Annotated in this window: 23 protein-coding genes, 1 tRNA gene and 2 pseudogenes; 14 read left to right on the plus strand and 12 right to left on the minus strand. The window is 69.3% G+C overall.

Going from position 1 to position 26,366, the window contains the following annotated elements:
• Positions 1-10: 10 nt before the first annotated feature.
• The 7 genes from SREC43747_RS0110310 to SREC43747_RS0110340 form a co-directional block, all read right to left on the minus strand.
• A complete protein-coding gene (locus SREC43747_RS0110310) occupies positions 11-2,266 on the minus strand; it encodes a translocation/assembly module TamB domain-containing protein (protein WP_029721144.1) in 2,256 nt (751 codons plus the stop codon).
• Positions 2,267-2,445: 179 nt separating this feature from the next.
• Complete coding sequence (locus SREC43747_RS0110315) at positions 2,446-3,210, minus strand: amino acid ABC transporter ATP-binding protein (RefSeq protein ID WP_029721146.1); 765 nt, start codon at positions 3,208-3,210, stop codon at positions 2,446-2,448.
• Positions 3,207-4,043, minus strand: a complete 837-nt coding sequence (locus tag SREC43747_RS0110320) for an amino acid ABC transporter permease (RefSeq protein ID WP_029721148.1) — start codon at positions 4,041-4,043, stop codon at positions 3,207-3,209. Before SREC43747_RS0110320 ends, SREC43747_RS0110315 begins: the two co-directional genes overlap by 4 nt.
• 70 nt (positions 4,044-4,113) lie before the next feature.
• Positions 4,114-4,926 carry a basic amino acid ABC transporter substrate-binding protein gene (locus SREC43747_RS0110325; protein WP_497707035.1) on the minus strand — a complete coding sequence of 271 codons (813 nt, stop codon included), beginning with the start codon at positions 4,924-4,926 and terminating at the stop codon, positions 4,114-4,116.
• Between the two features lie 440 nt (positions 4,927-5,366).
• Positions 5,367-7,436: a VanW family protein gene (locus SREC43747_RS0110330; RefSeq protein WP_029721152.1), complete on the minus strand. Its 2,070-nt coding sequence runs from the start codon at positions 7,434-7,436 to the stop codon at positions 5,367-5,369.
• Between the two features lie 103 nt (positions 7,437-7,539).
• Positions 7,540-7,860, minus strand: a complete 321-nt coding sequence (locus SREC43747_RS0110335; RefSeq protein ID WP_029721153.1) for a GroES family chaperonin — start codon at positions 7,858-7,860, stop codon at positions 7,540-7,542.
• A gap of 47 nt (positions 7,861-7,907) precedes the next feature.
• The gene (locus tag SREC43747_RS0110340) at positions 7,908-9,761 is read right to left on the minus strand and encodes an NHL domain-containing thioredoxin family protein (RefSeq protein ID WP_029721154.1); all 1,854 of its coding nucleotides are present in this window, start codon (positions 9,759-9,761) and stop codon (positions 7,908-7,910) included.
• 1,214 nt (positions 9,762-10,975) lie between these two features.
• On the opposite strand from SREC43747_RS0110340, the gene SREC43747_RS0110350 reads away from it, so the two are divergent.
• The 7 genes from SREC43747_RS0110350 (at position 10,976) to SREC43747_RS0110380 (ending at position 16,891) form a co-directional block, all read left to right on the plus strand.
• Positions 10,976-11,308, plus strand: a complete 333-nt coding sequence (locus SREC43747_RS0110350) for an alpha-amylase inhibitor (protein ID WP_152528381.1) — start codon at positions 10,976-10,978, stop codon at positions 11,306-11,308.
• Positions 11,309-11,433: 125 nt separating this feature from the next.
• Positions 11,434-12,234, plus strand: a complete 801-nt coding sequence (locus tag SREC43747_RS0110355; protein WP_029721158.1) for an ABC transporter permease — start codon at positions 11,434-11,436, stop codon at positions 12,232-12,234.
• Between the two features lie 101 nt (positions 12,235-12,335).
• Entirely contained in the window at positions 12,336-13,745 is a 1,410-nt protein-coding gene (locus tag SREC43747_RS0110360; protein ID WP_029721159.1) for an FAD-binding oxidoreductase, read from the plus strand.
• 34 nt (positions 13,746-13,779) lie between these two features.
• Positions 13,780-14,559 carry a MerR family transcriptional regulator gene (locus SREC43747_RS0110365; RefSeq protein WP_029721160.1) on the plus strand — a complete coding sequence of 260 codons (780 nt, stop codon included), beginning with the start codon at positions 13,780-13,782 and terminating at the stop codon, positions 14,557-14,559.
• 122 nt (positions 14,560-14,681) lie between these two features.
• Positions 14,682-15,110: a fluoride efflux transporter FluC gene (locus SREC43747_RS0110370; RefSeq protein ID WP_029721161.1), complete on the plus strand. Its 429-nt coding sequence runs from the start codon at positions 14,682-14,684 to the stop codon at positions 15,108-15,110.
• Positions 15,107-15,472, plus strand: a complete 366-nt coding sequence (crcB, locus tag SREC43747_RS0110375; protein WP_029721162.1) for a fluoride efflux transporter CrcB — start codon at positions 15,107-15,109, stop codon at positions 15,470-15,472. Before SREC43747_RS0110370 ends, crcB begins: the two co-directional genes overlap by 4 nt.
• 69 nt (positions 15,473-15,541) lie before the next feature.
• A complete protein-coding gene (locus tag SREC43747_RS0110380; RefSeq protein WP_029721163.1) occupies positions 15,542-16,891 on the plus strand; it encodes an MBL fold metallo-hydrolase in 1,350 nt (449 codons plus the stop codon).
• A 43-nt stretch (positions 16,892-16,934) separates the two neighbouring features.
• Here SREC43747_RS0110380 and SREC43747_RS21315 read toward each other — a convergent pair whose 3' ends face one another.
• Both SREC43747_RS21315 and SREC43747_RS0110390 read right to left on the minus strand, forming a co-directional pair.
• Positions 16,935-17,108 carry a hypothetical protein gene (locus SREC43747_RS21315; protein ID WP_160172997.1) on the minus strand — a complete coding sequence of 58 codons (174 nt, stop codon included), beginning with the start codon at positions 17,106-17,108 and terminating at the stop codon, positions 16,935-16,937.
• 60 nt (positions 17,109-17,168) lie between these two features.
• Positions 17,169-17,576, minus strand: coding sequence for an SSI family serine proteinase inhibitor (locus SREC43747_RS0110390; protein WP_051387932.1), 408 nt, complete (start codon positions 17,574-17,576; stop codon positions 17,169-17,171).
• A gap of 434 nt (positions 17,577-18,010) precedes the next feature.
• Here SREC43747_RS0110390 and SREC43747_RS0110395 point away from each other — a divergent pair, with 434 nt between their 5' ends.
• Together SREC43747_RS0110395 and SREC43747_RS0110400 are read left to right on the plus strand one after the other, a co-directional pair.
• Positions 18,011-19,009, plus strand: coding sequence for an LLM class flavin-dependent oxidoreductase (locus SREC43747_RS0110395; protein ID WP_029721165.1), 999 nt, complete (start codon positions 18,011-18,013; stop codon positions 19,007-19,009).
• A gap of 151 nt (positions 19,010-19,160) precedes the next feature.
• Entirely contained in the window at positions 19,161-19,562 is a 402-nt protein-coding gene (locus SREC43747_RS0110400; RefSeq protein WP_029721166.1) for a hypothetical protein, read from the plus strand.
• A gap of 103 nt (positions 19,563-19,665) precedes the next feature.
• Here SREC43747_RS0110400 and SREC43747_RS0110405 read toward each other — a convergent pair.
• A tRNA-Gly gene (locus tag SREC43747_RS0110405) sits at positions 19,666-19,736 on the minus strand.
• 91 nt (positions 19,737-19,827) lie between these two features.
• On the opposite strand from SREC43747_RS0110405, the gene dcd reads away from it, so the two are divergent.
• Together dcd and SREC43747_RS0110415 are read left to right on the plus strand one after the other, a co-directional pair.
• Positions 19,828-20,409, plus strand: a complete 582-nt coding sequence (gene dcd, locus SREC43747_RS0110410; protein WP_029721167.1) for a dCTP deaminase — start codon at positions 19,828-19,830, stop codon at positions 20,407-20,409.
• Between the two features lie 180 nt (positions 20,410-20,589).
• Positions 20,590-21,990 carry a sugar porter family MFS transporter gene (locus tag SREC43747_RS0110415; RefSeq protein ID WP_029721169.1) on the plus strand — a complete coding sequence of 467 codons (1,401 nt, stop codon included), beginning with the start codon at positions 20,590-20,592 and terminating at the stop codon, positions 21,988-21,990.
• Positions 21,991-22,237: 247 nt separating this feature from the next.
• On the opposite strand, the gene SREC43747_RS0110420 is transcribed toward SREC43747_RS0110415, so the two are convergent.
• Positions 22,238-24,526 (minus strand): (Fe-S)-binding protein, encoded by a 2,289-nt coding sequence (locus SREC43747_RS0110420; RefSeq protein ID WP_029721170.1) that lies wholly within the window; start codon positions 24,524-24,526, stop codon positions 22,238-22,240.
• Positions 24,527-24,923: 397 nt separating this feature from the next.
• Here SREC43747_RS0110420 and SREC43747_RS0110425 point away from each other — a divergent pair, with 397 nt between their 5' ends.
• From SREC43747_RS0110425 to SREC43747_RS0110435, 3 genes and pseudogenes are all read left to right on the plus strand, one after another.
• Positions 24,924-25,388 (plus strand): DUF1707 SHOCT-like domain-containing protein, encoded by a 465-nt coding sequence (locus SREC43747_RS0110425; RefSeq protein ID WP_029721172.1) that lies wholly within the window; start codon positions 24,924-24,926, stop codon positions 25,386-25,388.
• Between the two features lie 83 nt (positions 25,389-25,471).
• Positions 25,472-25,798: a DMT family transporter gene (locus SREC43747_RS0110430; RefSeq protein ID WP_201768671.1), complete on the plus strand. Its 327-nt coding sequence runs from the start codon at positions 25,472-25,474 to the stop codon at positions 25,796-25,798.
• A gap of 57 nt (positions 25,799-25,855) precedes the next feature.
• Positions 25,856-26,176 (plus strand): annotated as a pseudogene (locus SREC43747_RS0110435) (macro domain-containing protein); the annotation flags it as partial.
• On the opposite strand, the pseudogene SREC43747_RS20245 reads toward SREC43747_RS0110435, so the two are convergent.
• Positions 26,173-26,366: pseudogene (locus SREC43747_RS20245) on the minus strand (macro domain-containing protein); the annotation flags it as partial. The pseudogenes SREC43747_RS0110435 and SREC43747_RS20245 overlap by 4 nt on opposite strands.

Here is a 26,366-nt window from a genome sequence, read left to right on the forward strand (position 1 = left end):
CGCGTGAGCGTCACGGTTCCCGGCGCAGCGCGCGGGTGATACCGGCTGCCACGGTGGTGGCCAGGATCCACCCGGCGGCGATCAGCGCCACCGTTATCCACTGCGAGCCCCCGGTGGCCCGCCACATCTGGTCGTGGCCCAGGTTGATGATCGGCACCAACTGGTCCACTGTGTACAGGAACGGGTTCCACACCGGGTTGTCCTCTTCGTTGATCGGCTCCAGCGGGTGGTGGTGGAACCAGGCGGTGCCGGCCGCGGTCAGCACCACGATCCAGGTCAGGGCGCGCACCGGCCGGAAGCCGTAGCTGACCGTGACCCGCTGCAGCAGGCTCCACAGCTGCACCGGCCACCGCAGCACCGGCCGCGTTTCGGCCGCGATCGCCTGGTAGCGCCGCCGCTGCTTCTCGATCATCACCATCACCGCGTGCTCTTCGCAGCCGTTGCTGCGGAAGACCATCGCCAGCTGGTCGTAGGGCCCGGGTTGGTACCGCCCCCGGGAGTTGACCCGCAGCCACTCCAAGCGCTCCTGGACCCGCTCCTTGTCGGTGGGTTCGATCGGGCGGCTGAAGTTGTCGTAGGAGAACCCCTCGACGTCCACGCCGCCCTTGGCCTGCCACAGCACGTCCTTGTCCGCCAGCAGCTCGCAGGAGGCCTGCCGCAGCAGGACCCGCCCCTGCGGCGGTTCCTTCGGCAGCAGGGTCAGTTCCTGGGCGAACAGCCCGAACGCGTTGATCGCGTTGCGGGAGGCCACGTCGCCCAGCACGCAGTCGGTGAAGTTGGCCTGCCGGCCGATGGAGGTGCGGCGCAGCTGGATCTCGCCCTCGGCCCGGAACTCCCGGCTCCCGGCGGCGCAGACCAGATCGCGGGCGATCGTGGTGCCCCGCAGGTCCAGGGCCGGTTTGTAGGTCATCTTGTGCCGGTGCCAGGCCGGCTTGGTCAGGTGGGTGGCCCGCAGGTCCAGGTTGGCCCCGACCTGCCCGCCCTGCAGTTGGAACGAGCCGGTGATGTCGGCCTCCCGGCAGTCCAGGTTGCTGCCCACGGTGACCCGGCTGGCCTGCACCGCATCGGTGCGCGGGCTGTAGACCACCGCCTTGTTCAACGTGAAACTTCCTTGCACCCGCACGTCGGTCATGCGGAGCTCGCCGTGCAGCACCGCGCCGGTGGCCATCAGGTTGCCGGCGATCTGCGTGCTGTCCAGGTGCAGTGCCCGGCGGGGGTGCTCGATGGCCTGGGCCGGTGGCCCGATCCAGCCCACGTCGATGCGGCAGGAGGTCATCCGCAGGTCCGCGCCGAGGCGTGCGTTGGTCATGCGGACGGTGCCGGTGCTGTGGAACCCGTGGTTGAGCCGCACATCACCGTTGATCTCGGCGCGGTCCAGCACGAGCGTGCTGATCGGGTCGTCCTGGGTGGACTCGCTCTCGTTCCACGGCTGGTCGCCGGGACGCAGCTCCGCCCGCCCCATCCGCAGGTCGCCGGCGATGTGCGCGCTGGCCAAGCGGAGCTGTCCGGTGCACGAGAAGGAGACCCCCCGCTCCACGTCGAAGCGCATGCTCCCGCCGACCTGGATGCCGGTGGCGTTGAGCGCCTGCTGGCCCGGGTTCTCCAACGTGGCCCCGGAGAAGTTCAGGTTGCCGGCCACGTCGGCCCCCGGGATCCGGATCTGCCCGGTGGCCTTGACGCGCTGGGCCAGCAGCGCGCCGCCGATCGTCAACCGGTCGGCGTGGATCGTCCGCCCCTCGGGGTTCTCCAGTTCGCTGTCGTCCAGCGTCAACGAGCCGGTGATGTCGGCGTCGGCGAGGTTGAGCACGCCGGTGCTCTTGCAGCGCCGCAGCACCGTGTCGCTGCCGACCCGCAAGTTGCGCGCCTGCATCCCGGGCAGCTTGCACTCGGTGAACACCAGCCCGGACAGGGTGGCCTGCCGCAGGTCGGGTGCGGTGTCGAAGCGGCAGCGGGTGAACTCCAGCAGGTAGGGCAGCTCGGTCGCGCGCAGGTTCACCTCGCCGGTGATGATGGTGTCCTCGATGGCGATGACCGGCTGCTGGCCAGCTCGCCGGGAACCGAACGGGCGCCAGCCGGGCTCTTCCAGGGATTCGAGCAGTCGCCGGGTGAGGAATTCGCCGCGCACCACCCGCTGCGGATCGAACTGGTCGCCGAGCGCGTCCAGCGGGTAGGCAGCGGGTTCGGTCCTGCCGAGCCGCAGCAGCTCGTCGAGCTGTTGCTCGGCCTCGCTCCCCGGACTGCTGTTGTTCTTCGGCTTGACCGCCACGCCAGTCCCCCAACTCTCGGCCTGTTGATCCACTGGGAACGTAGTCGATCAACTGCTCCCCTGCGGGAAGACGCCGGAAGCGGGGTTGAGGTTGCGAAAAACGCCAGGATGTGCCCGGAGAGTGGTACCGGGCGGCCGCTTCCACCGCCTGGTACCGGTGCGTCACAGCTGGTGGACGGTCACTCGGAAACCGGATCGACGTGCGCCGGATCCAGCACCCGGGCCAAGAAGCTGCGGGTGCGCTCCTGCTTGGGAGCCGCGATCACCTCGCTGGGCGGGCCCTGTTCGACGATGACGCCGCCGTCCATGAACAGCACCCGGTCGGCCACCTCGCGGGCGAAGCTCATCTCGTGGGTGACCACGAGCATCGTCATGCCCTCGTCGGCCAACTCCCGCATGACCCCGAGCACGTCGCCCACCAGCTCCGGGTCCAGGGCGGACGTGGGCTCGTCGAAGAGCATCACGCTGGGGTTCATCGACAGGGCCCGGGCGATGGCCACCCGCTGCTGCTGACCGCCGGACAGCTGGGCCGGCATGGCCGAGGCCTTGTCCAGCAGCCCGACCTTGGTGAGGTTCTCCCGGGCGATCCGCTCGGCTTCGCCCTTGTCCCGCTTGAGGACCTTGCGCTGGGCCACGGTGAGGTTGTTCAGCACGTCCAGGTGCGGGAACAGGTTGAACTGCTGGAAGACCATGCCGAGCTGGCGGCGGGCGGCGTCGAGGTCCGAGTCCGGGTCGGTCAGCTCGGTGCCGTTGACCACGACCTTGCCGGACGTCGGCTCCTCCAGCAGGTTCACGCAGCGCAGCAGGGTCGACTTGCCGGACCCGGAGGGGCCGATGATGCAGACCACCTCGCCGCGGTCGACCTGCAGGTCGATGCCGCGCAGCACCTCCAGGTGGCCGAAGGACTTGTGTAGCCCCGAGATCTCGATCACCACATCGCTCATGCCGTGGCCCCTCCCTTGGTGCGGGCGCCGCCGCCGTACTTGCGCTCCAGCAGGTCGGACAGGCGCGACAGCGGAATCGTGATGATCAGGTAGCACAGGCCCGCCACCAGCAGCGGGGTCATCGAGGCGTACTCGTTCAGCGCTGCCCGGCCGAACTTCGCCAACTCGTACTCGCTGCTGGCCAACCCGAGCAGGTAGATCAGCGAGGAGTCCTTGGTCAGCAGGATCAGCTCGTTGGTCAACGGGGGCAGGATGATCCGGAAGGCCTGCGGCATGACCACCGTGATCATCGTGCGCGACTGCGACATGCCCAGGGAACGGGCCGCTTCCACCTGGCCCTTGGGCACCGCCTGGATGCCCGCCCGGATGGTCTCGGCCATGTAGGCGGCGCCCACCAGGCCGAGCGCCAGCATCACGGTGGAGTAGTTGTTGAACCGCAGCTGGAAGGCCAGCGGGACGCCGTAGCCGAGGGCGATGAAGACCAGCAGGGCGGGGAGGCCGCGGAACAGCTCGATGTAGCCGGTGGCGATCCAGCGGTACGGCGCCACCGAGGACATCTTCATCAGCGCCAGCACGATGCCGAGGCCGAGGCCGAAGCCGAAGCCCAGCGCCGTGTAGACGATCGTGTTCAGCAGCGCCGTGGTGAGCACGTCGGGGAACTGGGCCGCCGCGACTTCGACGTTGAAGAACGCGCGGGCGATGGAGTTCCAGTCGGCGAGCACGGCGAGCAGCACCAGCGCCACGACCAGCACCGCGTACTGGACCCCGCGGCTGATCCGTTCCCGCTTCCGCCGTCCCAGGCCCGGTCTGGGTTGGGCGATGTCAGTTGCCATCGGTTCTTCGCTCCTGGTCAGTGTTCGGGCCGGGACTGCTGGCCCGGCCCGAACAGGTGACGGCTGGGGATCACTGCGGCGCGGTGCCGAACCACTTCTGGTAGATCTGGTCGTACTCGCCGCTGTCCTTGATCTTCTGCAGCGCCTGGTTGATCTGCTCGCGCAGCGCGGTGTTCCCCTCGGCGACACCGATGCCGTACTGGTCCCCGGTGGAGAACTCGTTGACGATCTCCAGCTCCGGGTTGTTCTTGACGAAGTCGGCGAGCACGCTGTTGTCGTTGATGGCGGCGGCGACCTGGTCGGTCTGCACCGCGCTCACCATCAGCGGCAGGTCCTCGTACTGGGCGACTTCGTAGCCGTTGGCGTCCTTGTTCTCGTTGGCGTACTGCTCGCCGGTGGTGGCCAGCTGCACACCCACTCGCTTGCCGCGCAGGTCGGCCAGGTTGCGGATGCCGGACCCCTTCTTGGCCACCAGGGCCTGGGTGGCTTCGAAGTACGGGTCGGAGAAGTCGAAGTTCTCCTCCCGGGTGGGGGTGATGCTGATGGCCGCGGCAGCGACGTCGCACTGGCGGGTGTTGAGCACTTCGCCGGACTGGATGCCTTCGAACGGGGTGTCCTGGATCTTCTGCTGCAGCCCCATTTCTCGGGCGATGGCGTCGACGAGGTCCACGTCGAATCCCACGATCTTGCCCTGGTCGTGGAACTGGAAGGGTTTGTAGTCCAGGTGGGTGCAGGTGGTGAGGTAGCCCTCTTCGACCACCTCGACACCGCCGTCCGCCGTGCCACCTCCGCCGGTGGTGGGTTCGGCACAGCCGGTTACCGCCATGGCCAGCACGAGGGCCGGCAACGAAGCCATCGTTCGCAGTGCTTTCCGACGCGCCACGGTGTTACTCCTAGTAAGTAAAAGAGCGAGTGCTCGAATGGTGCCACTCGAATGGGCGTATTCCCAGACTTGTGTGTTGCGAACGCATCAAGTTTTCGGCACGAACCCGGGGTGGAGCACCGGTTGTGAAGTGCTGGAAAAGATCATCCAGCGGCCCGGGGGAAAAAGAATCTTGCGCCGACCCTCCCTGTCGGACAACGAACGTTGCTTGCGGTGCAGTTTGGACATAAGTCTCGTTACGGACAGGCAGCGGGTCAACAGCGAGCAGCCCGGCGCAGCGCCCCGCACGACCGGCATCGCCGCTGATCACCGCGGATCAGCCGGGGCGGGGAGGTGCGTGGCGATTAATCGCCACGCACCGGCGACCGCCGGACACCGGCCGCACAGCAGAAGAGGGGCCGACCGGAAACCGGTCGGCCCCTCCCGTCGGACGTCGATCGTCACGGCGCCGGTGGTGGCGCGTCGCACTTGATGATCGGTTGCGGCTCGTACACCGTCTTGGTCCGCTCCGTGCGCACCTCGCCCGTGGTCAGGTCCCGGATGGTGCGGGTGTCGTACACGGTGAAACCGGGGGCGCCGTTGCTGGGGCTGCACGGCTCGCCCGGCGGGATCGGCACTTCCTTCGGCGGCGTGATGTCGGTGCGCTCGCTGGTCTCCGAGGTCACGTCGAACTGCTTGGTGCCCCACAGCGTCACCGTGATCGACGACGGCGTCCACCTGGTGGTGATCAGGATGCCGCTGTTGGAGACGTTCTTGAACTTGACGTCGATGACGCTGCTGCCGTCCGGGTTCTGGAAGACGGTCGCTTCCCGCCCCGCCGGGTAGCGGCTGATGTAGTAGCTGTGCGCCTTGTGCTCGACGTCTTCCATCCCGGCGAAGTAGGCCGCGTTGTACAGGGTGGTGGCGAACTGCGAGATGCCGCCGCCAACGGCCTTCCCCGGGCGTCCGTCCTTGATGATCCCGGACTCCACGTAGCCCTGCGCCGCGGTGCGCGGGCCGGTGTGGCCGTTCAAGCTGAACGTTTCGCCCGGCTTGACGATCGCGCCGTTGACCTGCTCGGCCACGCGCCGGATGTTCTCGCCGGAAGCGGGTTCGAAACCACCGGTGGTGAACTCGCCGACGACCTCCTTGATGCCGAGCTCGTTGGCCTGCTCGGTGGTGAACTCCGCCGGCTCCGGCTTGTACACCGCGTCGAGGCTGCGGTCCTCCGACCGCTTGAGCACGTCCATCGCCGGCTCGAGGGTCTTGTCCCAGTCGATGCCGACACCGTCCTCGGACGGGCGGACCACCGGCCGGTTGCCCTCCAGCACGATCTCCGCGTCCTTGCTCGGCTTGACGGTCTCCTCCAGCTGCGGCAGCAGCGCGTCAGCCGCGGTGGGCACGTCCAGCTCCGCCTTCAACCCGCCGTTGCCGTTCGGGGTGAAGCGCAGCGCCTTGCCGATGTCCTCGGGGGAGAACACCGCGTCCTTCCCCTCGCCACGCACCGTCACCGGGGCGGACACCGCCGGCTCGGCGATCTCGCGCAGCGCCTCCTGCACCCCGTCAGCGGTGGTGGAGACCGGTTGCTTGGTGTGCGGCAACCGCACCGGGCCTTCCTTCGCCCAGTCCCGGATCACCACGTCGGCGGCCTCGTCCAAGTCGATCCGGTGGCCGGGGATCGGGTTCACCGGGACCGGGGTGGCGCCCTCGAACCGGATGTCGCCTTCCACCGGCTCCTGCTCCAGCTTCTGCTGGACCCCCTTCAGCTGCTCGATCAGCTGCTGCCGGTCGCCCTCGGTCACCGGAGCCACTTCCCGCGTGGTGAACAGGGAGGTGAACCTGGTGAACGGGTTCAGCGGCTGCTCGCCGGCGTGCTCCACGGTCGCGGCGAAGTCGATCCGCAGCCCGGCCGCGTTCGGGTCGATCGTCGCGGTCTTCTTGTCCGCCTGCAGCTCCACCGGCTCGTCCAGCCGCGCACCGAGCTGCTCGCGCAGTTCGGCCTCCGCCGCAGCGCGCTCCATGCCGCCGATCTCCACCCCGGCCACCACGGTGCCGCGCGGCACCTGGCCGCTGGTCAGCGCGAGATCGCCGACGTAGAGCAGGCCGAGCGCGGCCACCACCGCGCCGACCACCAGGCCGGCCCGCGCAGCGGGGCTGCGCTTGCCGCTCCGCGGCTGCTCGGGTTCCTCGTCCACCGCCAACGGCTCGGGGGCCGGTTCCGGGTCGCGGTAGGCGGGCTCGTCCTGCACGGCCGGGATCGCCTGGGTGGGCAGGTCCGGGAAGTCCGACGGCAGCGCGGCCAGCTGCTCGGTGCGCTCCAGGTCCGGGTCCTCGGGTTCCGGATCCAGTTGCCCGCTGATGCTGGTGCCGCTCCGCGTCGGCGCACCGGAATCCACCGGTGGGATGCGGGTCGTCCGCTCGGTGTCGGATTCCGGAGCAGGTCCGCCAGCTGCTCGCCCCAGCTCCGGATCGATGTGGATGCGTTCGGTCGGTTGCTCCGCATCCCAGCGACGATCATTGTCCTCCGGCACCGTTCCACCCTTCTGCCGCTGCTGGGCATGTGAAAGCACGGGTGGCCCGACTGCGCGAACCACCGCCAACTACGACTGTGTCGGTGCGTCGATCAACGCCAGTTCACAAGTACAACCCGGTGCCCTGCTCGGTGCGCTCGCTGGCCACGGCGTGCAGGTCCCGTTCCCGCATGACCAAGTAGGTCTGCCCTTGGACTTCGACCTCGTACTGTTCTTCGGGGTTGAAGAGCACCTGGTCGCCGACCTTCACGGAGCGCACGTGGCTGCCGACCCCGAACACCTCGCCCCAGACCAGCCGTTTGGCGACCTGGGCCGTGGCCGGGATCACGATACCGCCACTGCTGCGGCGTTCCCCGGATTCCTGAGAGACCCGCACCATGACCCGGTCATGCAGCATCTGGATCTCTAGCTTGGCATCGGTCACTCGGAAAGTTTACTTGTCGCTCTCCGAGCGCTCACCTCCCAGGGAGGTCACAGCTCCGTATCCAAACCGCCCATCACCAGCGGCAGCCGCCGCGGGCCGCCCGCGGTGACCTTCACCGGCACGCCCCAGTCCTGCCGGGTCAGCTGGCACACCGGGTGCTCCACCTCGGGGTCGTCGGTGCAGCTGGCGGCCTGGGCGACGACGTGCAGCACCCCTTCGCCCTCGGTCAGCACGAGCTTGCGGGTGAGGTCCGTGCCCACCCCGCTGCCCTCGACGAGCAGGTCGGCCGGCGAAGCGCTGACCTCCAGCCGCGTGGAGGGCCCGTAGCGCTCGTCCAGCTTCGTGCCGGGAGGCGGGGTGAACACCACGGCCAGCTCGACCTCGCCCGCGCCCACCTCCGTGGCCGGGCGCTTGACCTGCCGGGCTGCTCCCTCGACGAGCTGCGCGGTCACCCCGGGCGGAACCGGCCGCTCCAGCCGGTGCGCGGTGGAGGCGACCACCACGAGCTCGCCGTCCAGCACCGTCGCCCCGGACGGCTCGCTGACCCCGGTGGCCAGCGTCGACACCTCGTCGGACTCCGGGTCGTAGCGGCGGATCGCGCCGTTGTAGGTGTCGCAGACCGCCACCGAACCGTCCGGCAGCACCGCGACTCCCAGCGGGTGCTGCAGCAGGGCCCGCTCCGCGGGGCCGTCGGCGTGCCCGAAGTCGAACAGGCCGGTGCCGACCGCGGTGCGCACCACGAAGCCCTCGTCCGCCGGCTCGACCCGGCGCAGCGCCGAGGTCTCGGCGTCGACCAGCCACAGCCGGTCGCCGTCAGCGGCGAGCCCGGAGGTCTGGGCGAAGAAGGCCTCGGAGGCCGCGCCGTCCCGCAGCCCCTCCACGGTGGTGCCGGCGAACCGGCGGACTTCTCCGGTGAGCGGGTCGTACCAGCCGAGGGTGTGGTTGCCGGCCATCGCGATCACCACGCCGCCCGCGGGCTCCCACCAGGCCACGTCCCACGGGCTGGTCAGCGGGATCTCCCGGCCGGGTCCGCTGTCGGCGCCGTCCCGCCACTGCTGGCCGGTGCCGGCGAGGGTCCGCACCTGGCCGTCGGAGAGCCGAACCCCGCGCAACAGGTGGTTGACGGTGTCGGCGACGACGACTTCGTAGCCGGTCCGCTGGCTGATGTGCTCGGGCAGCAAGGTCAGCCCGCCGGGTTCGGCGAAGCTGGCGGTTTCCGGGCTGCCGTCGGTGCTGCCGCGCTCCCCGGTGCCGATGCGCCGGACGACGGTTTCCCCGTCCGGTTCCAGCTCCACCAGGGAGTGGTTGGCTGAGTCGGAGACCAGCAGGTTGCCGTTGGGCAGGGCGAGCACCTTGCTCGGGTAGCGCAGCGTGGTGTCCGGGCGTTCCGGCGGCACGTAGGGGCCTTGCCCGCGGTGCAGGGTGCCGCGCTCCTCGTGCTCGGCGACCACCTCGGTGATCACCTCGCGCAGCGCGTCGACGTGGCCTTCCCCGGCGGCGACGTGCACGATGTAGCCCTCGGGGTCCACCACCACCAGCGTCGGCCAGGCCTTCACGGCGTAGTTCTGCCAGGTGGTGAGGTTCGGGTCGTCCAGCACCGGGTGGTGCACGGCGTACCGCTCAACGGCCGCGGCCAGCGCGTCCGGGTCCGCTTCGTGCTCGAACTTCGGGGAATGCACGCCCACGGTGACCAGCTCGTCGGCGAATTCCGCTTCGAGCGGCCGCAGCTCGTCCAGCACGTGCAGGCAGTTGATGCAGCAGGACGTCCAGAAGTCCAGCAGGAGGACTTTGCCGCGGAAGTCGGCGAGCCCGAGCCGCTCGCCCCCGGTGTTCAGCCACTGGCGTCCTACGAGCTCCGGCGCCCGCACCCGACCTTTGCGCTTCTGCTGCTCCCCACTCACAGGTCCAGTCAACAACACGGAGCCGCGCGATGTTCCCGGGGGCGGTGTCGGCTCGGCCCGGCCTTCGACAGCTGGCGGAGCGCACCGTTCGCCGGAGGTCTCTTCGCCCGATCGACTCCGAGCAGGTCGTGCTCACCTCGCCGCGGTCCGCGGCGCGGCGGGGTCGGTGATCCCCGTTGCCGCTCGCCGGTGACCGCGCACGGCGGACAGCGCGCAGCTCCGCCGTGCGCGGTCGGGGCGGTGCTGCGGCTGCTCGGTGGCGGACCGCGGCGAGGTCGAGCGGATGGGCCGTTCAGTGGGTGCGGTGGTTCACTGCTTGTTGTCGGCCAGGTAGTAGGCACTTGCTGCGAGCACCGGTACCAGAGTGCAGAACAAGATGGTGAGCAGCTCCAATTGGATCCCCCCGAGTTCGAGACGCGAAATGACTGCGCGATGGATTGCCGGTGCTTTCAAGCGCAACGGGTGGTGCGGAAGGCGAACGCCTGGCTGAGGTCGGCTGAGATTGGAAGCCCCGCGATGCTGCCAGGTCGGGGGTCCGACAGCACCGCGGGGTCACTGGGGTTATCGCCAGCCGTTCCCCCCGCGTTACACCCGAGACCCAATATGATGTAGATCACTAATTGACCGGCCGATATGTTCGTTATGTCCGTGATTTCGGCCCGGTGGACCGGGGGACGGGCGCGGTGCGGTCTCGGAGCACCCACCGGAGCCGGCGCTGGCGTCCATTCCGGAGTCGAGCCGGTCGTGCGGCTCCCGGGGTCCGGTGGTGCCGAGCGCCCGTCCACTCCGGAGGTTCCCGGGCCACCGGGGAGCGGAAACCGGGTCGGCGCCGCGGGCCGACCCGGAATCCCGGTGGGGAACACCGCTGCCGGCCGCGGAAATTCCTGCTCCGACTCCCGGTCTCCGGAGGACCGGTCACGGCGCGTCGAGAACGGGGCCCGCCTTGTTCGAGCACCGTCCTCGGAGCGCTGATCAGGAGCGCCGCGCCGCGATCCGCCTTTTTCCGGCGGGAGGTCGAAACAGGAATATTCCTGCGGTGATCACTACTTCGGTGGGACTCGAGATCGAAATCTGGTTTTTCCGATTTTCGTTGGAGAGGATCTCCTTCGGTTGCAACCACCGAACAATTCCTGCGGTGCCCGCAGACGTCGCGACGGCGTAGCCGTGTTGTTCCGACCCGAGAAATCGGGTTTTTCCAAACTGGGGAGGACGAAGTGCGTACTGGAAAGCGCGCTCTTTCCGCTGGGGTGCTCCTGGCGGCGGTGATGACGCTGCTGGGAGGCGTTCCGGCGACAGCGGCCGTTTCCGATGCTCCGGAAATGCAGCCGCGGGAAACCACCGCGCCGAAGTGCATGCACGACAAAGAATCCAAGGGCAAGGTTTACACGACGGTCTGGGTGACCAACAAGTGCAAGCGCAATTACCGGATCAAATTGATCATGGCGCGCGGCGCGGACAGCCGTTGTTTCTCGATCGCGCCCGGGCAGACGCGGAAGCACGAATCCCGCGGCGTGAGCCCGTACCTGGACCGGATCGTCCTGTGCTGAATTGGCCGGGGGTTCCGTGCTGAATTGACCGGGTGGTGCGCCGTGACCGCGGCGCGGCGCACCGCACCGCGAGTTGCCCCCTCGGGCCGGCCGCCGCATCCTCGGCAGCGGCGGAGGGGGGAGTCGTGACCGCACTGGCCGTGAGTCTGCGGGACAGCAGCGTCGTCGCTTGGCGGAACTTGGTGAACATCAAGCGCAACCCGGACTTCCTGCTGTCCAGCACCGCGCAGCCGATCATGTTCGTGCTGCTGTTCGCCTACGTCTTCGGCGGCAGTCTCGGCGGAGAGGCCTACCGGGAATTCCTGATCCCCGGGATCTTCGTGCAGACCGTCGCGTTCAACTCGGCCTTCACCGTGATCGGATTGGCCAACGACCTGCAGAAGGGCATCGTGGACCGCTTCCGGGCGCTGCCGATGTCGCGGGTCGCCGTCCTGCTCGGCCGCACCAGCTCTGACCTCGCGGTCAGCGTGCTGACCGTGGTGATCATGTCCCTCTGCGGGTTGATCGTCGGTTGGCGGCTGCGCGGCAGCTTCACCGAAGCGGTGCTGGCCTTCCTGTTGCTGCTGCTGTTCTCCTTCGCGATGTCCTGGGTGGGGGCCTTCATCGGACTGATCGCCCGCAGCGTCGAAGTCGCCCAGAGCGCCGGCCTGATCTGGTTGTTCCCGGTCACCTTCATCTCCTCCGCGTTCGTGCCCGCCGAGTCCATGCCCGGGCCGTTGCGCGCGGTGGCCGAGTGGAATCCGATCACCGTCACGGCCGATGCGCTGCGCAAGCTGTACGGGAACCCGATCCGGGTGACCGGGCCGCCACCGGACAGCTGGCCCTACCACCACGCGGTCGCGTACACCATCGCGTCGGCCCTGGTGATCATCGCGGTGTTCATCCCGCTCGCGGTGAACCGCTACCGCAAAGTCGCCAGCCGCTGAGCGGTCGCCGCGCGCGGCGCCGTCTCCCCGACGGGGGATTCTCGTCGACCACCGCGCCTTCGACTGGAGTTCGAGCGCGCTCCAGCTCCTAAGGTGCGAACATGCCCGATGCGACGCGGACTTCGAAGCTCGACGTGGACGCGCTGGCCCGCCGCGTCCGCGGAGCGGTGCTGACCCCCGGGAGCGAGCAGTACGACCAGGGGTGCACCGGGTTCCAGCTGGGGCAGCCGCACCGGCCCGCGGTGGTCGTCGAGGCGACCGGGGCGCAGGACGTGCGTGCCGCGCTCGAATTCGCCGCCGACGCCGGCGCCCGGGTGGCGGTGCAGGCCACCGGGCACGGGCGCACCACCGCGTTGGAAGGCGGGGTGCTGATCAACACGCGCCGCATGTCCGGCGTCCACGTGGACGCGCGGACGCGCACCGCTCGGGTCGAGGCCGGGGCCAGCTGGCAGCAGGTGATCGAAGCGGCCGCACCGCACGGGCTGGCACCGCTGTCGGGCAGCTTCCCGGGCGTGGGAGCGGTGGGCTACACCCTGGGCGGCGGGGTGGGGCTGCTGGCGCGGCGCCACGGGTTCGCCGCCGACCACGTGCGCCGCTTCGAACTGGCCACCGTGGACGGCTCGCTGCGCGAGGTCACCCCGGACGGCGAGCCCGAGCTGTTCTGGGGCTTGCGCGGCGGGGGCGGCAACTTCGGCGTGGTCACCGGAATGGAGATCGAGCTGGTGCCGGTCACCGGCCTCTACGGCGGCTCGTTGTTCTTCGACGTCGCCGAGGTGCCCCACGTGCTGGAAGCCTGGCGGGAGTGGACGAGCACCGCGCCGGAGGAGATGACCTCGGCGGTGGCCGTGCTGCCGTACCCGGACGTGGAGGGGGTTCCGGCGCCGCTGCGCGGCCGGTACGTCGCCCAGATCCAACTCGCCCACCTCGGCAGCGCCGCGGAAGGCGAGCGGGTGCTGCAGCCGCTGCGCGAACTCGGCCCCCACCTGCAGGACACCCTGCGCGAGCTCCCGTACGCCGAATCGGGCTCGGTGTTCGCCGAACCCGACCAACCGCACGCCTACCGCAGCGACCACTGGCTGCTCGCCGACCTCGACCCGCGCGCACTGGCCACCCTGCCCGGGACCACGGGCCCGGAAGCGCCGGTGATGTGCGTGGTCAGCATGCGCCACCTCGGCGGCGCGCTGGCCCGGCCACCCCGGATCCCCAACGCCGTCGGCCACCGGCGAGCGGCCTACTCGCTCGGCGTGCTCTCCCCGGTCCGATCCGGCGAGGAAGACCTGGTGCGCGCGGTGCACGCCGAGGCCTTCGAGCCGTTCACCGAGCACGCGCTCGGGCGTTCGCTCAACTTCAGCTACGGCCCCCGCGACGCCGAGCAGACCCGCGCCGGGTTCGAACCGGACACCTACCGGCGGCTGGCCCGGCTCAAGGCCCAGCACGACCCGCAGCAGCGGCTGCACACCGCCCACCCGATCCAGCCGGCCACCGACCGGTCGCCGCGGAATTCGGCTTGACCCTCACGCGGCGTGAGGCCGCAGGCTGGGACCCGTGCAGAGGGAGGAAACGGGCTACACGGTGGGGGAGGTCGCCCGGCTCGCCGGGGTCACGGTGCGCGCCTTGCACCACTACGACGAGATCGGGCTGCTGGTGCCCGGCCACCGGACCGCGGCCGGATACCGCCGCTACTTCGACGAGGACCTGGACCGGTTGCGCCGGATCCTGTTCTACCGGGAACTCGGCCTCGGCCTCGACGAGATCGCCGACATCCTCGCCGACGGGGACGCCACCGCCCACCTGCAACGGCAGCGCGAGCTGCTGCAGGCCCGCATCGACCGGCTGCAGCGCATGCTCGCGGCAGTGGAACGCGAACTGGAGGCGAACACCTTGGGGATCGAGCTGACCCAGCAGGAGAAGTTCGAGCTGTTCGGGGACTTCGACCCGGACGACTACGAGGCGGAAGCCGAGCAGCGGTGGGGCCGCACCGACGCCTACCGGCAGTCCCGGCAGCGGATGAGCCGCTACACCAAGCAGGACTGGCAGCGGTTCCTGGCCGAGCAGCAGGACATCCACGAGCGGTTCGCCCAGGCCCTGCGCAGCGGGCTGCCCGCGGACGGCGAGCACGCCATGGGGCTGGCCGAACAGCACCGCCAGCACATCACCCGCTGGTGCTACGACTGCGACTACGGGATCCACCGGGGCCTCGGCGAGATGTACGTGTCGGACGAGCGGTTCACCGCCGTGTACGAGGACATCGAGCCGGGACTCGCCGAGTACGTCCGCACGGCGATCGAGGCCAACGCGCGGCGGGCGGGACACGTGTCCGGGTGATCGCGCGCCACCGGAGCTCCTGGTCGCGCCGTGTACCGTCGTGGCGGGCAGGGCTGCGAGGACCGCCCTGCCCCGCCGCGGGACGCGGCGCGGGAGCACTGGAGAGGACGCTGCGAGGCCGAATGGGTGCTGCACCGCCCGCGGGGCGCGACGCTCCGCCCCGCACCGGTGAGTCGCTGGCCGCGGTGGCCGTCGGCGGGGCGCTCGGCGCGCTGCTGCGCCACGCAGCGTCCCTGCTGTTCGGCGGGCCCGCCGCGACGTTCGTGGTGAACGTGGTCGGCTGCGCCGCCATCGGCGTGCTCATGACCCTGATCAGCCAGCGGGCGGCGCACCGGTTGCTCCGCCCGTTCCTGGGCGTGGGGGTGCTGGGCGGTTTCACCACCTTCTCCACCTTCGTCATCGACGTCCTCCAGCTGCGGGCCCATCCGCTGCTGGCCGTCGTCTTCGCGGTGGGCAGCGTCCTGTGCTGCCTGGTGGCCACCGCGGCGGCCATCGGCCTGACCGGGCTGGTGCTGCAGCGGGGAGCCCCGGTCGAGGAGGACCGGTGGTGAGCTCCCTGCTGGTGGCTCTCGGGGGAGCGGTCGGGGCCGGGACGCGCTTCCTGGTCGACCGCTGGGCGAAGCAGCGCAGCCGCACCGGTCTGCCGCTGGGCACCCTGGTCGTCAACGTGACCGGCTGCCTGCTGCTGGGGTTCCTCACCGCTGCGTCGGCGCGACTGCCCGGGGCCGCGCAGCCGCTGTTGGCCACCGGTTTCTGCGGTGCGCTGACCACGTTCAGCACCTTCAGCCACGAGACCGTGCAGCTGCTGCTGGCCGGTCGTTGGCGGACGGCCGCGGGCAACGCCTGCGGTTCCCTCGCCGCCGGGGTGGCAGCGGCCCTGCTCGGCGCAGCCGCGGCCACCGCGCTGGGCTGATCGGTCCGCGTTTGCGCCGCCCGGGTGACGGTGGTTCCGTGGCAGCACGCCGATTCTGCGGGAGTCACCATGCCAGCTGTCGAAGTGATCTCCACGCCTTCGCTCGGTGACCGGAGCTACGTGGTCGCCGATGGCGGGGCCGCGGTCGTGGTGGATCCGCAGCGCGATGTCGACCGGGTGCTCGCCGTGGCCGGCCAGTTCGGTGCCCGGATCACCGCGGTGCTGGAAACCCACCTGCCCCACGACTACCTCTCCGGGGGGTTGGAGCTGAGCCGGTTGACCGGTGCCCCGTACTGGGTGCCGGCCGGCAGCGGGGTTTCCTTCGACCACCACCCGGTGGCGGAGGGGGAGGTGCTGCCGCTGGGCTTGCGCAGCAGGCTGCGCGCGGTGGCCACCCCCGGGCACGCCTTCAACCACCACGCCTACGTGCTGGAGGAGGGCGATCGGGCGGTCGGGGTGTTCACCGGTGGTTCGCTGCTGTTCGGCACCACGGGGCGGGCCGATCTGGTGGGGCCGGAGCACAGCGAGGAGCTCGCCCGGGAGCAGCACGAGTCGGCCCACAAGCTCGCCCGGTTGCTGCCGGACGACGCCCAGCTCTGGCCGACCCACGTCACCGGCGATTTCTGCCTCGCTTCGCGCTCGGTCGGCCAGCAGGGCACGATCGGGCAGCAGAAGAAGGTGAACCCGGTGTTCAGCCTCTCCGCCGATGCCTTCGTGGAGCACTTGCTCAGCGGGGTGGGGCCCGTTCCCGGCTACTTCCAGCGCCTGGTGGAGGACAACCGGGTGGGGCCGCCGCCGGTGAGCCTGCAGGTCGAGGAGCCGGTGGGGCCGGCGGAGCTGGCCCGGCGGCTGGCGGCGGGATACCTGGTGGTGGACGTGCGGGACCGGCAGCGGTACGCCCGCAGCCACCTGGCGGGCACCGTCAGCTTCGGGTTGGACAACTCCCTGGTTCCCTGGTTGGGGTGGCTGGTGGACCCCGGGGAACCGGTCACGGTGGTCGCGGAGGACGAGCAGCAGGTGGCCGCGGCCCGCCGGGAACTGGTGCGCATCGGGGTCGACCACGCGGTTGCGGTGGGCACCCCGCAGGAGCTGGCCACGGGGCTGAACGCGCTGCGCAGCTTGCCGGTGGCCAGGTTCGCCGATCTCGGCCAGGCCGATGTCGAGGTGGTGTTGGACGTGAGGGGCCGGCGGGAGTGGCGGCAGCAGCACGTGCGCGGGGCGGTGCACGTCCCGCTGTGGGAGCTGCCGCGCCGGTTGTCCCAGATCCCGGACGGCACCGTGTGGGTGCACTGCAGCGGTGGGAACCGCGCGGTGACGGCTGCTTCGCTGCTGGCCCGGCACGGGCGGGAGGTGGTCGCGGTGGACGACAGCATCGCTGCCGCGCAGACCGCGGGACTGGCCCTGGCCTCAGACGTCTAGCGGGGCCCGCGGCCTCGTCCGCGGCCGCGGACCCCGGTCGGCGTCAGGAGTCGATTTCCGCGCCGCCCACGACTTCCAGGGCTTTGCGCATTTCCCCGCAGCCGTAGGTGTCGACCAGCCGGTGGAATTCGTCGACCGCGAAGTCTTCGTCGGTCCCGGCCAACTGGAGGAGTTGGCGCAATTTGCCGGTCAGGACGTCTTCGCGAACTAGTTCCATGTGGCAGCACCTTTCCGCACGGGAGCCCTGGGCGGTGCGGCGGGTTCGGCGCGCACGGGATCAGAACTCGAAGACCGCTCCGGTCTTCGAAATCCGCACGCAGTCGTTGGAGAAGGTCTGCTCGTACTGCACGGTGCGGCCCTTCCAGGTGCCGTGGGCCTTCACGGTCACCGGGGCGTACTGCAGCGTGCAGGGCGAGGCGCCGCGCTGGTCGAGGGCGTGGAAGTTGCCGTCGACGGCTTCCAGCTGGGCGCAAGCCTCAGCGGCCTTGGGGTGGTCACCGCCGGCCGGGTGGCATTCGAGGTTGGTCTCCCGGACCGCGCCGTCGCGCGACACCGAAACTTCCAGCGCGGTGTCCCCCGCCGGGGTGCCGGTCGCCGCGGCGGGTTCGACGGCGACACCGGACACCAGCGCGGGCACTGCGACGAGCGAAGCCAGGAGCGCACCACGGAGCAGCTTCGTCTTCACTTTTCGATTCTCCTCGGGGTAATGCGGCAGGTTCGGTCACCGGTCGACCGCCTTCTTGGCGGTTAACCCGGATCTGCCGATCGACCTGCGGAAACAATTCGGGGTGGGCAGGTTTCGACCGGCGCGATTATTCGGACCGTATAGCAACGAATGCGCTCAGTACATACCGATTAGGGGTGTTTTTTCGGTAATAGGGGGTGATTTCCCGTGTATTAGGGGATTTCCGAAAATTGCGCCCGCAATAAATTTCCGCAGAGCTATATGTCGTCGCGAGATGAGGTTAATCGAGGGAACGGCCCTGCGCATGAGCCATTCGGCACAGTCCGCGCTCCGCCGCCGGTCGCCAGCTGCCGTGGCCCTGTGAGGGGACTCACGAAATACGAGACTTGCTCGACTTGCTTCTCTTGGCAGAGACAGAAAGGACGTCACCCCGCATGTCGCAGCGAGTTCCGATCAGCATCCTCGACCTGGTGCCCGTCTCCGAGGGCAGCACCGTCCAGGACGCCCTGTCCGCATCGATGCGCGCCGCGGAGCTGGCCGACCGGCTCGGCTACCACCGCGTCTGGTACGCCGAACACCACAACACGGCGCACCTGGGCGCCAACTCCACCGCTGTGCTGATCGGACAGGCCGCCGCGCGCACCGAACGCATCCGCGTCGGCTCCGGCGGGGTCATGCTGCCGAACCACGCGCCGCTGCACGTCGCCGAGGCGTACGGGACGCTGGCCAACTTCTTCCCCGGGCGCATCGACCTGGGGCTGGGGCGGGCGCCGGGCACCGACCCGATGACCGCCCAGGTGCTCAGCCGCTCCGGCGCGGACCCGCAGTCGTTCGCTTCCAACATCTACGACCTCACCAGCTGGTTCGGGAAGAGCGGCAAGGCCAAGAGCGTCCCGGTCACCGCGGGCATCGCGCAGGGCACCGAGGTGCCGCTCTGGGTGCTGGGCTCCACGGTCAACGGGGCCTCCATCGCTGGCCAGCTCGGCCTGCCGTTCTCCTTCGCCTCCCACTTCGCCCCGGCGCAGCTGGAGCAGGCGATCGAGGTCTACCGGTCGTCCTTCGACCCCCAAGCCCCCACCGCGCAGCTGTCCGAGCCGTACGTGATGGCGGGGATCAACGTGGTGGTCGCGCCCACCGACGAAGAGGCCCAGCGGCTGTGGACCACCACCCAGCAGTTCATGCTCGACGTCCGCAAGGGCGGCCGCCCGCTGCAGCCGCCGGTGGACCCGGAGGAGCTGGGCACCCCGTCGGAGCGGGCGTTCAGCGATTCGATGCTCAGCGTCCGGGCGGTCGGCTCCCCGGAGACCGTGCGGCGCAAGCTCACCGACTTCGTCGCCGCGACCGGGGTGGACGAGCTGATCACCGTGACCTACACCTACGACCCGGCGGACCGGATGCGTTCGATGGAGCTGCTCGCCGACGTGTGGTTCTGAGGCCCGGGCGCGCACCCGTCCTCGCCGGACTCCCCTGGGGGCGGTGCGCGTCGTCCCCCGAGGGGCGGCAGGGGTGGCGAGCTGTGGCATCGGGGTGGTGTCCGGGAAAAACCCGATGCGCCGCGCCGGCCTCGTCGACGAGCATTCCCCCATGGGCAGATTGAAGGACCTGCAGTGGTTCCTGGTGCTGGGTCTTGGCGCGTTCGCGCTCGTCCGGCCGCTGCTGAACGTCGTCGGGGTGACGGAGCGCTTGGGGAAGCCGCAGACGCAGTTGGCGGTGACCGCGCTCGTCACGCTGGTCTGGGTGGCGGTGGTGGGGTTCACGCGCGTGGCCGAACCGCTGCTCACGCTCGTCTTCGCCGGGCTCGCCTACGGCGTTTTCGCCATCGTCCTCAGCGGGGTCCTGTCCCCGGTCCTGCTGGGGGAACTGCAGGGGCCGCTGGCCCATCCGCCGGCCATCGTCGGGGTGCTGGTCGTGAACGCGTTGTGGGGCTTGATCGCCGGTCTGCTGGCCGTGGGGGTTCGTCGACTGCGCCACGCGCCGATGCGGTAGGCGGCTGCGGGTGCTGACCGGAGGGGGAGCGCTCGCGGGGCGGGAGAACTCGGCCGGGAACGCGAAAACCCCGGGCCTTGGGCCCGGGGTTTTCGCTCTGCAGAGCGGATGACGGGAATCGAACCCGCGTTCTCAGCTTGGGAAGCTGATGTTCTACCATTGAACTACATCCGCATGCATCACCGGATGGTCCGGTGCTGTCGCTTTCAAGTTTAGCACCGCATCCGCCGTAGATCATAACAGGGGCGCCGATAGGCTGTCATGCGTGTTGCTGAGTGACCAGGACCTGCGCAAAGAGCTCGATGAAGGGCGCCTCGAGATAGACCCGTTCGAAGCGGCCATGATCCAGCCGTCGAGCATCGACATCCGGCTGGACCGCTTCTTCCGGGTCTTCGACAACACCCGCTACACCCACATCGATCCGTCGCAACAGCAGGACGAGCTCACCTCGCTGGTGGAGACCCGCGACGACGAGCCGTTCGTGCTGCACCCGGGCGAGTTCGTGCTCGGTTCGACGTTCGAGAGCGTGCGGTTGCCGGACGACCTGGCCGGACGACTGGAGGGCAAGTCCTCCCTGGGGCGGCTGGGCCTGCTCACGCACTCCACGGCGGGGTTCATCGACCCCGGGTTCACTGGTCACATCACGCTCGAGCTGTCCAACGTGGCGAACCTGCCGATCACGCTGTGGCCCGGCATGAAGATCGGGCAGCTGTGCCTGTTCCGGCTCTCCAGCCCGGCCGAGCACCCCTACGGTTCCCGCGAGGTCGGGTCCCGCTACCAGGGGCAACGAGGGCCGACCCCGTCCCGCGCCCACCTGAACTTCACCCGGGTGGACACCCGCCGTTAAACCGAACGGCGCCTGGGGGCAACTACCGTGTGATAGCCGCCATGTCACCCAGATGGGTGAGAAGCTTCACGCTTGATCGGTGCAGCCAATCACGCCGCGCGCGTTTTACCGTGTCTGACGCCCGACTCTGCTGAAACGATTCGCAAAGTGGCGGATCGCGGGCGGGGAGCAGGAGTATCGATGTCCGTAACGCGTGCGCGTGCCGCCGACGCAGGTTTGGGGCACGTTGTGATGATCGCCGGGGCGGCCGCGCTCGGTGGTTTCCTCTTCGGCTACGACACGTCCGTCATCAACGGCGCGGTAGAAGCGATTCAAAGCAATTTCCAGGTTGGTTCCGCGGTCACCGGGCTCACCGTTTCCGCGGCGCTGCTCGGTTCCGCTGTGGGCGCGGGGATCGCCGGCGGGTTGGCCGACCGGATCGGCCGCATCCGGGTCATGCAGCTGGCCGCGATCCTGTTCGTCATCAGCGCGATCGGGTCAGCGGTTCCGTTCGCGGTGTGGGACCTCGCCCTGTGGCGGGTCGTCGGCGGTGTGGCGATCGGCATCGCCTCGGTGATCGCCCCGGCCTACATCGCAGAAGTGGCCCCCGCCCGCTACCGGGGGCGGCTCTCCTCGCTGCAGCAGCTCGCGATCGTGCTCGGCATCGCGCTGTCGCAGCTGGTGAACTACGGCCTGGCGGCAGCCGCCGGGGGGAGCGCCTCCGGCCAGCTCGGGCCCCTGATGGCGTGGCAGTGGATGCTCGCCGCGGCCGCGGTGCCCGCAGCGGTGTACCTGGTGGTCGCGTCGCTGATCCCGGAGTCCCCGCGCTACCTGGTCGCCGCCGGCAAAGCCGACCAGGCGCGGGAAGTCCTCGCCCGGATCGAGCCCGGCGACCCCGACGAGAAGATCGGTGAGATCCAGCGGGCGCTGGGCGGTGAGCACAAGCCCCGCCTGCGGGACCTGAAGGGCAAGTTCGGGCTGCTGCCGATCGTCTGGATCGGCATGGCCATCGCCGCGCTGCAGCAGTTCGTCGGCATCAACGTGATCTTCTACTACTCGTCGTCGCTGTGGCAGTCGGTCGGCGTCGACGAGAGCAACTCGCTGCTGCTGGCCCTGGTGCAGTCGATCGTCAACATCATCGGCACGCTGATCGCCATCGCACTGGTGGACAAGATCGGGCGCAAGCCGCTGCTGGTGATCGGCTCGGCCGGCATGGCGGTGTCGCTGGCCGTGACCGGTTGGGCGTTCAGCTACGCCGTCGTGACCGGGGAAGAAGCGCACCTGCCGTTCCAGTGGGGTGTGGTCGCGCTCATCTCCGCCAGCGCGTTCGTGCTGTTCTTCGCCGCCTCGTGGGGCGTGGTGATGTGGGTGCTGCTCGGCGAGATGTTCCCGGTGCGCATCCGGGCCGCAGCGCTGGCCCTCGGCACCGCGACCAACTGGGTCTCCAACTGGTTGGTCACCGTCAGCTTCCCGGTGCTGCGGGACTGGAACCTCTCGGTGACGTACCTGGTGTACGCCGCGTTCGCGGTCGTCTCGTTGTTCTTCGTGGTCCGCTACCTGAAGGAGACCAACGGTCGCTCGCTGGAGGAAATGGGCAGCTGAGCGAATCGAGCTGGAGCGGGGCGCCCGGGATCCCGGACGCCCCGCTCCAGCTTTTCGGGCGGCGGGGCGGCTGCCCGGCGCTCGGGAGGGCGGGCCGCTTCCGGTCCCCGAAGGCGGGAGGGGAACTTTCCTGCCAACCCCGGACGGGACGTTCCCGTCAGCCGGCACCGCGCGTCGGTACCGGCGGCGAAAAAAGTGCGGGGGCGGCCAAGCCGCCCCCGCACCGCAGGTGCACGCTGCTTGCTTCTTACTCCTTGTCCTGCTCCGGCAGGGTGGTGCCGGTCGGCTTGGTCGCGGTCGAGACGTCGGCCTTGCCGTCCGCCTCGGCCTCACCGCCGGCCTCCTGGCCGTCCTGGCCCCGCTTGACCGCCGACAGCAGCAGCTGGGCCACGTCGACCACCTCGACCGACTCGGAAGCGGCCTTCTCGTTCTGCCGGGAGGTGAGCCCGTCGGTGAGCATCACGCGGCAGAACGGGCAGCCGGTCGCGATCTTCGTCGGCGCGGTGCCGAGCGCCTCGTCGACGCGCTCCAGGTTGATGCGCTTGCCGATGCGCTCTTCCATCCACATCCGGGCACCACCGGCACCGCAGCACATCGACCGGTCGGCGTGCCGCGGCATCTCCCGGAGGTTGGCGCCGGAAGCGCCGACCAGCTCGCGCGGCGGCGTGTACACCTTGTTGTGCCGACCCAGGTAGCACGGGTCGTGGTAGGTGACGTCCTGGGCGACCGGGGCCACCGGGACCAGCCGCTTCTCCCGGACCAGCCGGTTCAGCAGCTGGGTGTGGTGCACGACGTCGTAGTTGCCGCCGAGCTGCGAGTACTCGTTGGCGATGCTGTTGAAGCAGTGCGCGCAGGTCGTGACGATCTTGCGCTTGCCGGGCTCCCGGCCCTCGAACACCGAGTTGAGCACCTCGACGTTCTGCTGGGCCAGCATCTGGAAGATGAACTCGTTGCCGGCCCGCCGCGCCGGGTCACCGGTGCAGGTCTCCTCCGGGCCCAGCACCATGTACTTCACGCCGGCGATGTGCAGCAGCTCGGCCACCGCCCGGGTGGTCTTCTTCGCGCGGTCCTCGAACGCACCGGCGCAGCCGACCCAGAACAGGTACTCGACGTCCTCGGGCAGTTCGCCCTCGAACACCGGGACCTCGAAGTCGAGGTCCTCGGTCCAGGCCAGCCGGTCCTTGGCGTTCTGGCCCCACGGGTTGCCCTTGTTCTCCAGGTTCTTGAACATCCCGCCGAGCTCGGTCGGGAAGTTCGACTCGATCATGACCTGGTAGCGGCGCATGTCGATGATGTGGTCGACGTGCTCGATGTCCACCGGGCACTGCTCGACGCACGCACCGCAGGAGGTGCAGGACCACAGCACGTCGGGGTCGATGACGCCCATCTCCTCCGGGCCGCCGATCAGCGGGCGCTCGGCCTCGGCCAGGGCGAGGGCGTCGATCTTGGCCAGGCGCTCCTCGGCGCCTTCGCCGGTGATGCCGACCTCGTCACCGGCCATGTCCTTGCGGCCACCGGCCAGCAGGTACGGCGCCTTGGCGTAGGCGTGCTCGCGCAGCGACGTGATCAGCAGCTTCGGCGAGAGCGGCTTGCCGGTGTTCCACGCCGGGCACTGCGACTGGCAGCGACCGCACTCGGTGCAGGTGGTGAAGTCCAGCCAGCCCTTCCAAGTGAAGTCCTCGATCTTGCCGGCGCCGAACACGTCGGTGTCCGGGTCGGCTTCCTCGAAGTCCAGCGGCTTGCCGCCGCTCATCATCGGCTTGGCCGCGCCGAGCGCCACGTCGCCGTCGGCTTCCCGCTTGAAGTAGATGTTGAAGAAGGCGGTGAAGCGGTGCCAGGCCACACCCATGGTGATGTTGCTGGCCACCACGATCACCCAGATCATCGCGGAGAGGATCTTGAAGGCGGCGAAGACGGTCACCGCGGTGGTGCTGGCGGGCAGCGCGTTGCCCAGCACGTAGGTCAGCGGTGCCGACCACGCCGGCGCGTGGAACAGGTCCGAGGAGTACTTGAACGCGCGCAGTCCGACGATGCCGATGCCCTCGAGCACGACGACGGCTTCGACGAAGTAGGCCTGCCAGAAGTTCGATCCCTGGAACCTGGAGAGCCGTCCGGCGCGGCGCGGATGGTTGAGCTGACGGACGATGATCAGCCAGAGCCCACCGAGGATGGTCGCGATGCCGGTGATCTCGATGAGCAGGTTCCAAACCGACCAGGACCCGAGCAGCGGCATTTCGAAGGCCGGGTTGAAGACCTCGAAATAAGCCTCGAGCACGCTCAGGCTCAGGACCAGGAAGCCCACCATGACGAACCAGTGGGCGATGCCCACGTGGGTCCACTTCAGCATCCGGGTGTGGCCGAGGAATTCCTTGACCATGTTCCCGAAGCGGGCTCCGAATGGTCCTTTTCTGGTCGGATCGGGCTGTCCCAGGCGAATGGACTGCACCATCCGCCTGACCGTCCTGACGACCAGCACGACCGCGACTGCCGTCACGGCCAGACAGATCAGGCCCAGGACGAGCTGCAGGGCACCCATGCTCGCGGCCTCCTGTTCGAAGCGTTTGTTCGTGTTTTGGGAGCGTACGCCCTATTACTGATCAGTAACAACGGGGGCGCGCCCGGGTCGGGAACAGACGGTGATTCTGGCTGAACACCCAAGCTGAAACTAGGTGGGCGCACACCTGGGTTCGGCCCGAATTATGTCCTGGTCAGGCAGGCGAGCATGCGAAGAGGGGGTTCGGCGGGGGCGGCGTCGATTACCGTTGTTGCTGTTGGGAGCTGCTTTTCGGCGATCCGGAGGCGCTGGTGGAGGGGGCCTGTTGGCCGCCGTCGGTCGAGATCGATCACAATTGCGATATTCGCCACTATTCGAGGCGTCGAGCAGGGTGTCCGGTCGGCTCGACGAGGACCTCGGTGCTTAGGGAGGCAGGGTGATGCAGCCGGACCACGACTCGTTCCGCGCCGGGGACGCGGACAGAGAAGCCGTCGCTGGCAGATTGCGGATGGCCTTCGACGAGGGGCGCCTCACGCTCACCGAGTACGACGAGCGGCTGCAGGCCGCGTACTCCGCGATGACCCTGGGCGAGCTGGCGAAGTTGACCGCTGACCTGCCGGAATCGTCGAAAGCCGTGGTCGACGAATCCGCGAGCCGGTCCGCCCCGGTGAAGAAGGAGGAGGGCAAGGCCTTGCCCGCGTGGGCGGGCAAGGAGTGGCGCGACTGGGCCGGTGCGACCGTCGTCATGGTGGCGATCTGGGTCGTCACGTCGGTCGTGTCCGGTTCGCTGCTGCCGTTCTGGCCGCTGATCCCGTCGGGGATCTGGGCGGCGGTGCTGGTCGCCGAGATGGTCTTCGGCAAGAAGGACGACGGGAAGACCGGCAAGGAGGGCAAGGAGGACTAGCGGCCCCGCTTTCGATGCTTTGTTCGGTTCGCGCCGCTGTGCTAGAAAACTAGTACATATGTACTAGTTTTTGCGGGGGAGGCTTGGTGGCGTACCTGTTGCTCGCGGGGGCGATCCTGGCCGAAGTGATCGGAACGGTGTCGCTGAAGCTCTCCGAGGGCTTCACCAAGCTGGTGCCCTCGGCGTGCGTGGTGATCGGGTACGCGGCCGCCTTCATCGCCTTGGGCGGCGTGCTCAAGCTCGGGTTGCCGGTCAGCGTGGTCTACGCGATCTGGTCCGGAGCCGGCGTCGCGCTGGTGACGCTCATCGGCCTGCTGTTCCTGGGGGAAACGGTCACGCTGGTGCAGCTGTTCGGAATCGCGCTGGTCATAGCCGGCGTGGTCGCCCTGGAGCTGGGCGGCGCGCACTGACCGCGTTCTTCGACGATCCACGAGCGCGTCCCGCGGCGGACCGCAACACTGGCCGGTATGCGGGTAACCCTGGTCAAAGGCGACATCACCGCGCAGGAAGTCGACGCGGTGGTCAACGCGGCGAACACGACGCTGCTGGGCGGAGGCGGGGTGGACGGCGCCATCCACCGCCGCGGCGGGCGGGAAATACTCAAGGAGTGCCGGGAGCTGCGGGAGCGCAAGTACCCGAACGGCTTGCCCACCGGTCAGGCGGTGGCCACCACCGCCGGGAACTTGCCGGCGCGCTGGGTCATCCACACCCCCGGGCCGGTCTACGACCCCGCCGAGGACAGCTCCGAACTGCTCGCCTCCTGCTACCGCGAATCGCTGCGGGTGGCGAGCAGTTCGGAGCTGTCCTCGGCGGGGTCGTAGACCGGCCCGGGGGGGTGGATGACCCAGCGCGCCGGCAAGTTCCCGGCGGTGGTGGCCACCGCCTGACCGGTGGGCAAGCCGTTCGGGTACTTGCGCTCCCGCAGCTCCCGGCACTCCTTGAGTATTTCCCGCCCGCCGCGAGATCGGAAGAGCACAC

The organism is Saccharopolyspora rectivirgula DSM 43747 (genome assembly GCF_000497205.1).
Classification (GTDB): domain Bacteria; phylum Actinomycetota; class Actinomycetes; order Mycobacteriales; family Pseudonocardiaceae; genus Saccharopolyspora; species Saccharopolyspora rectivirgula.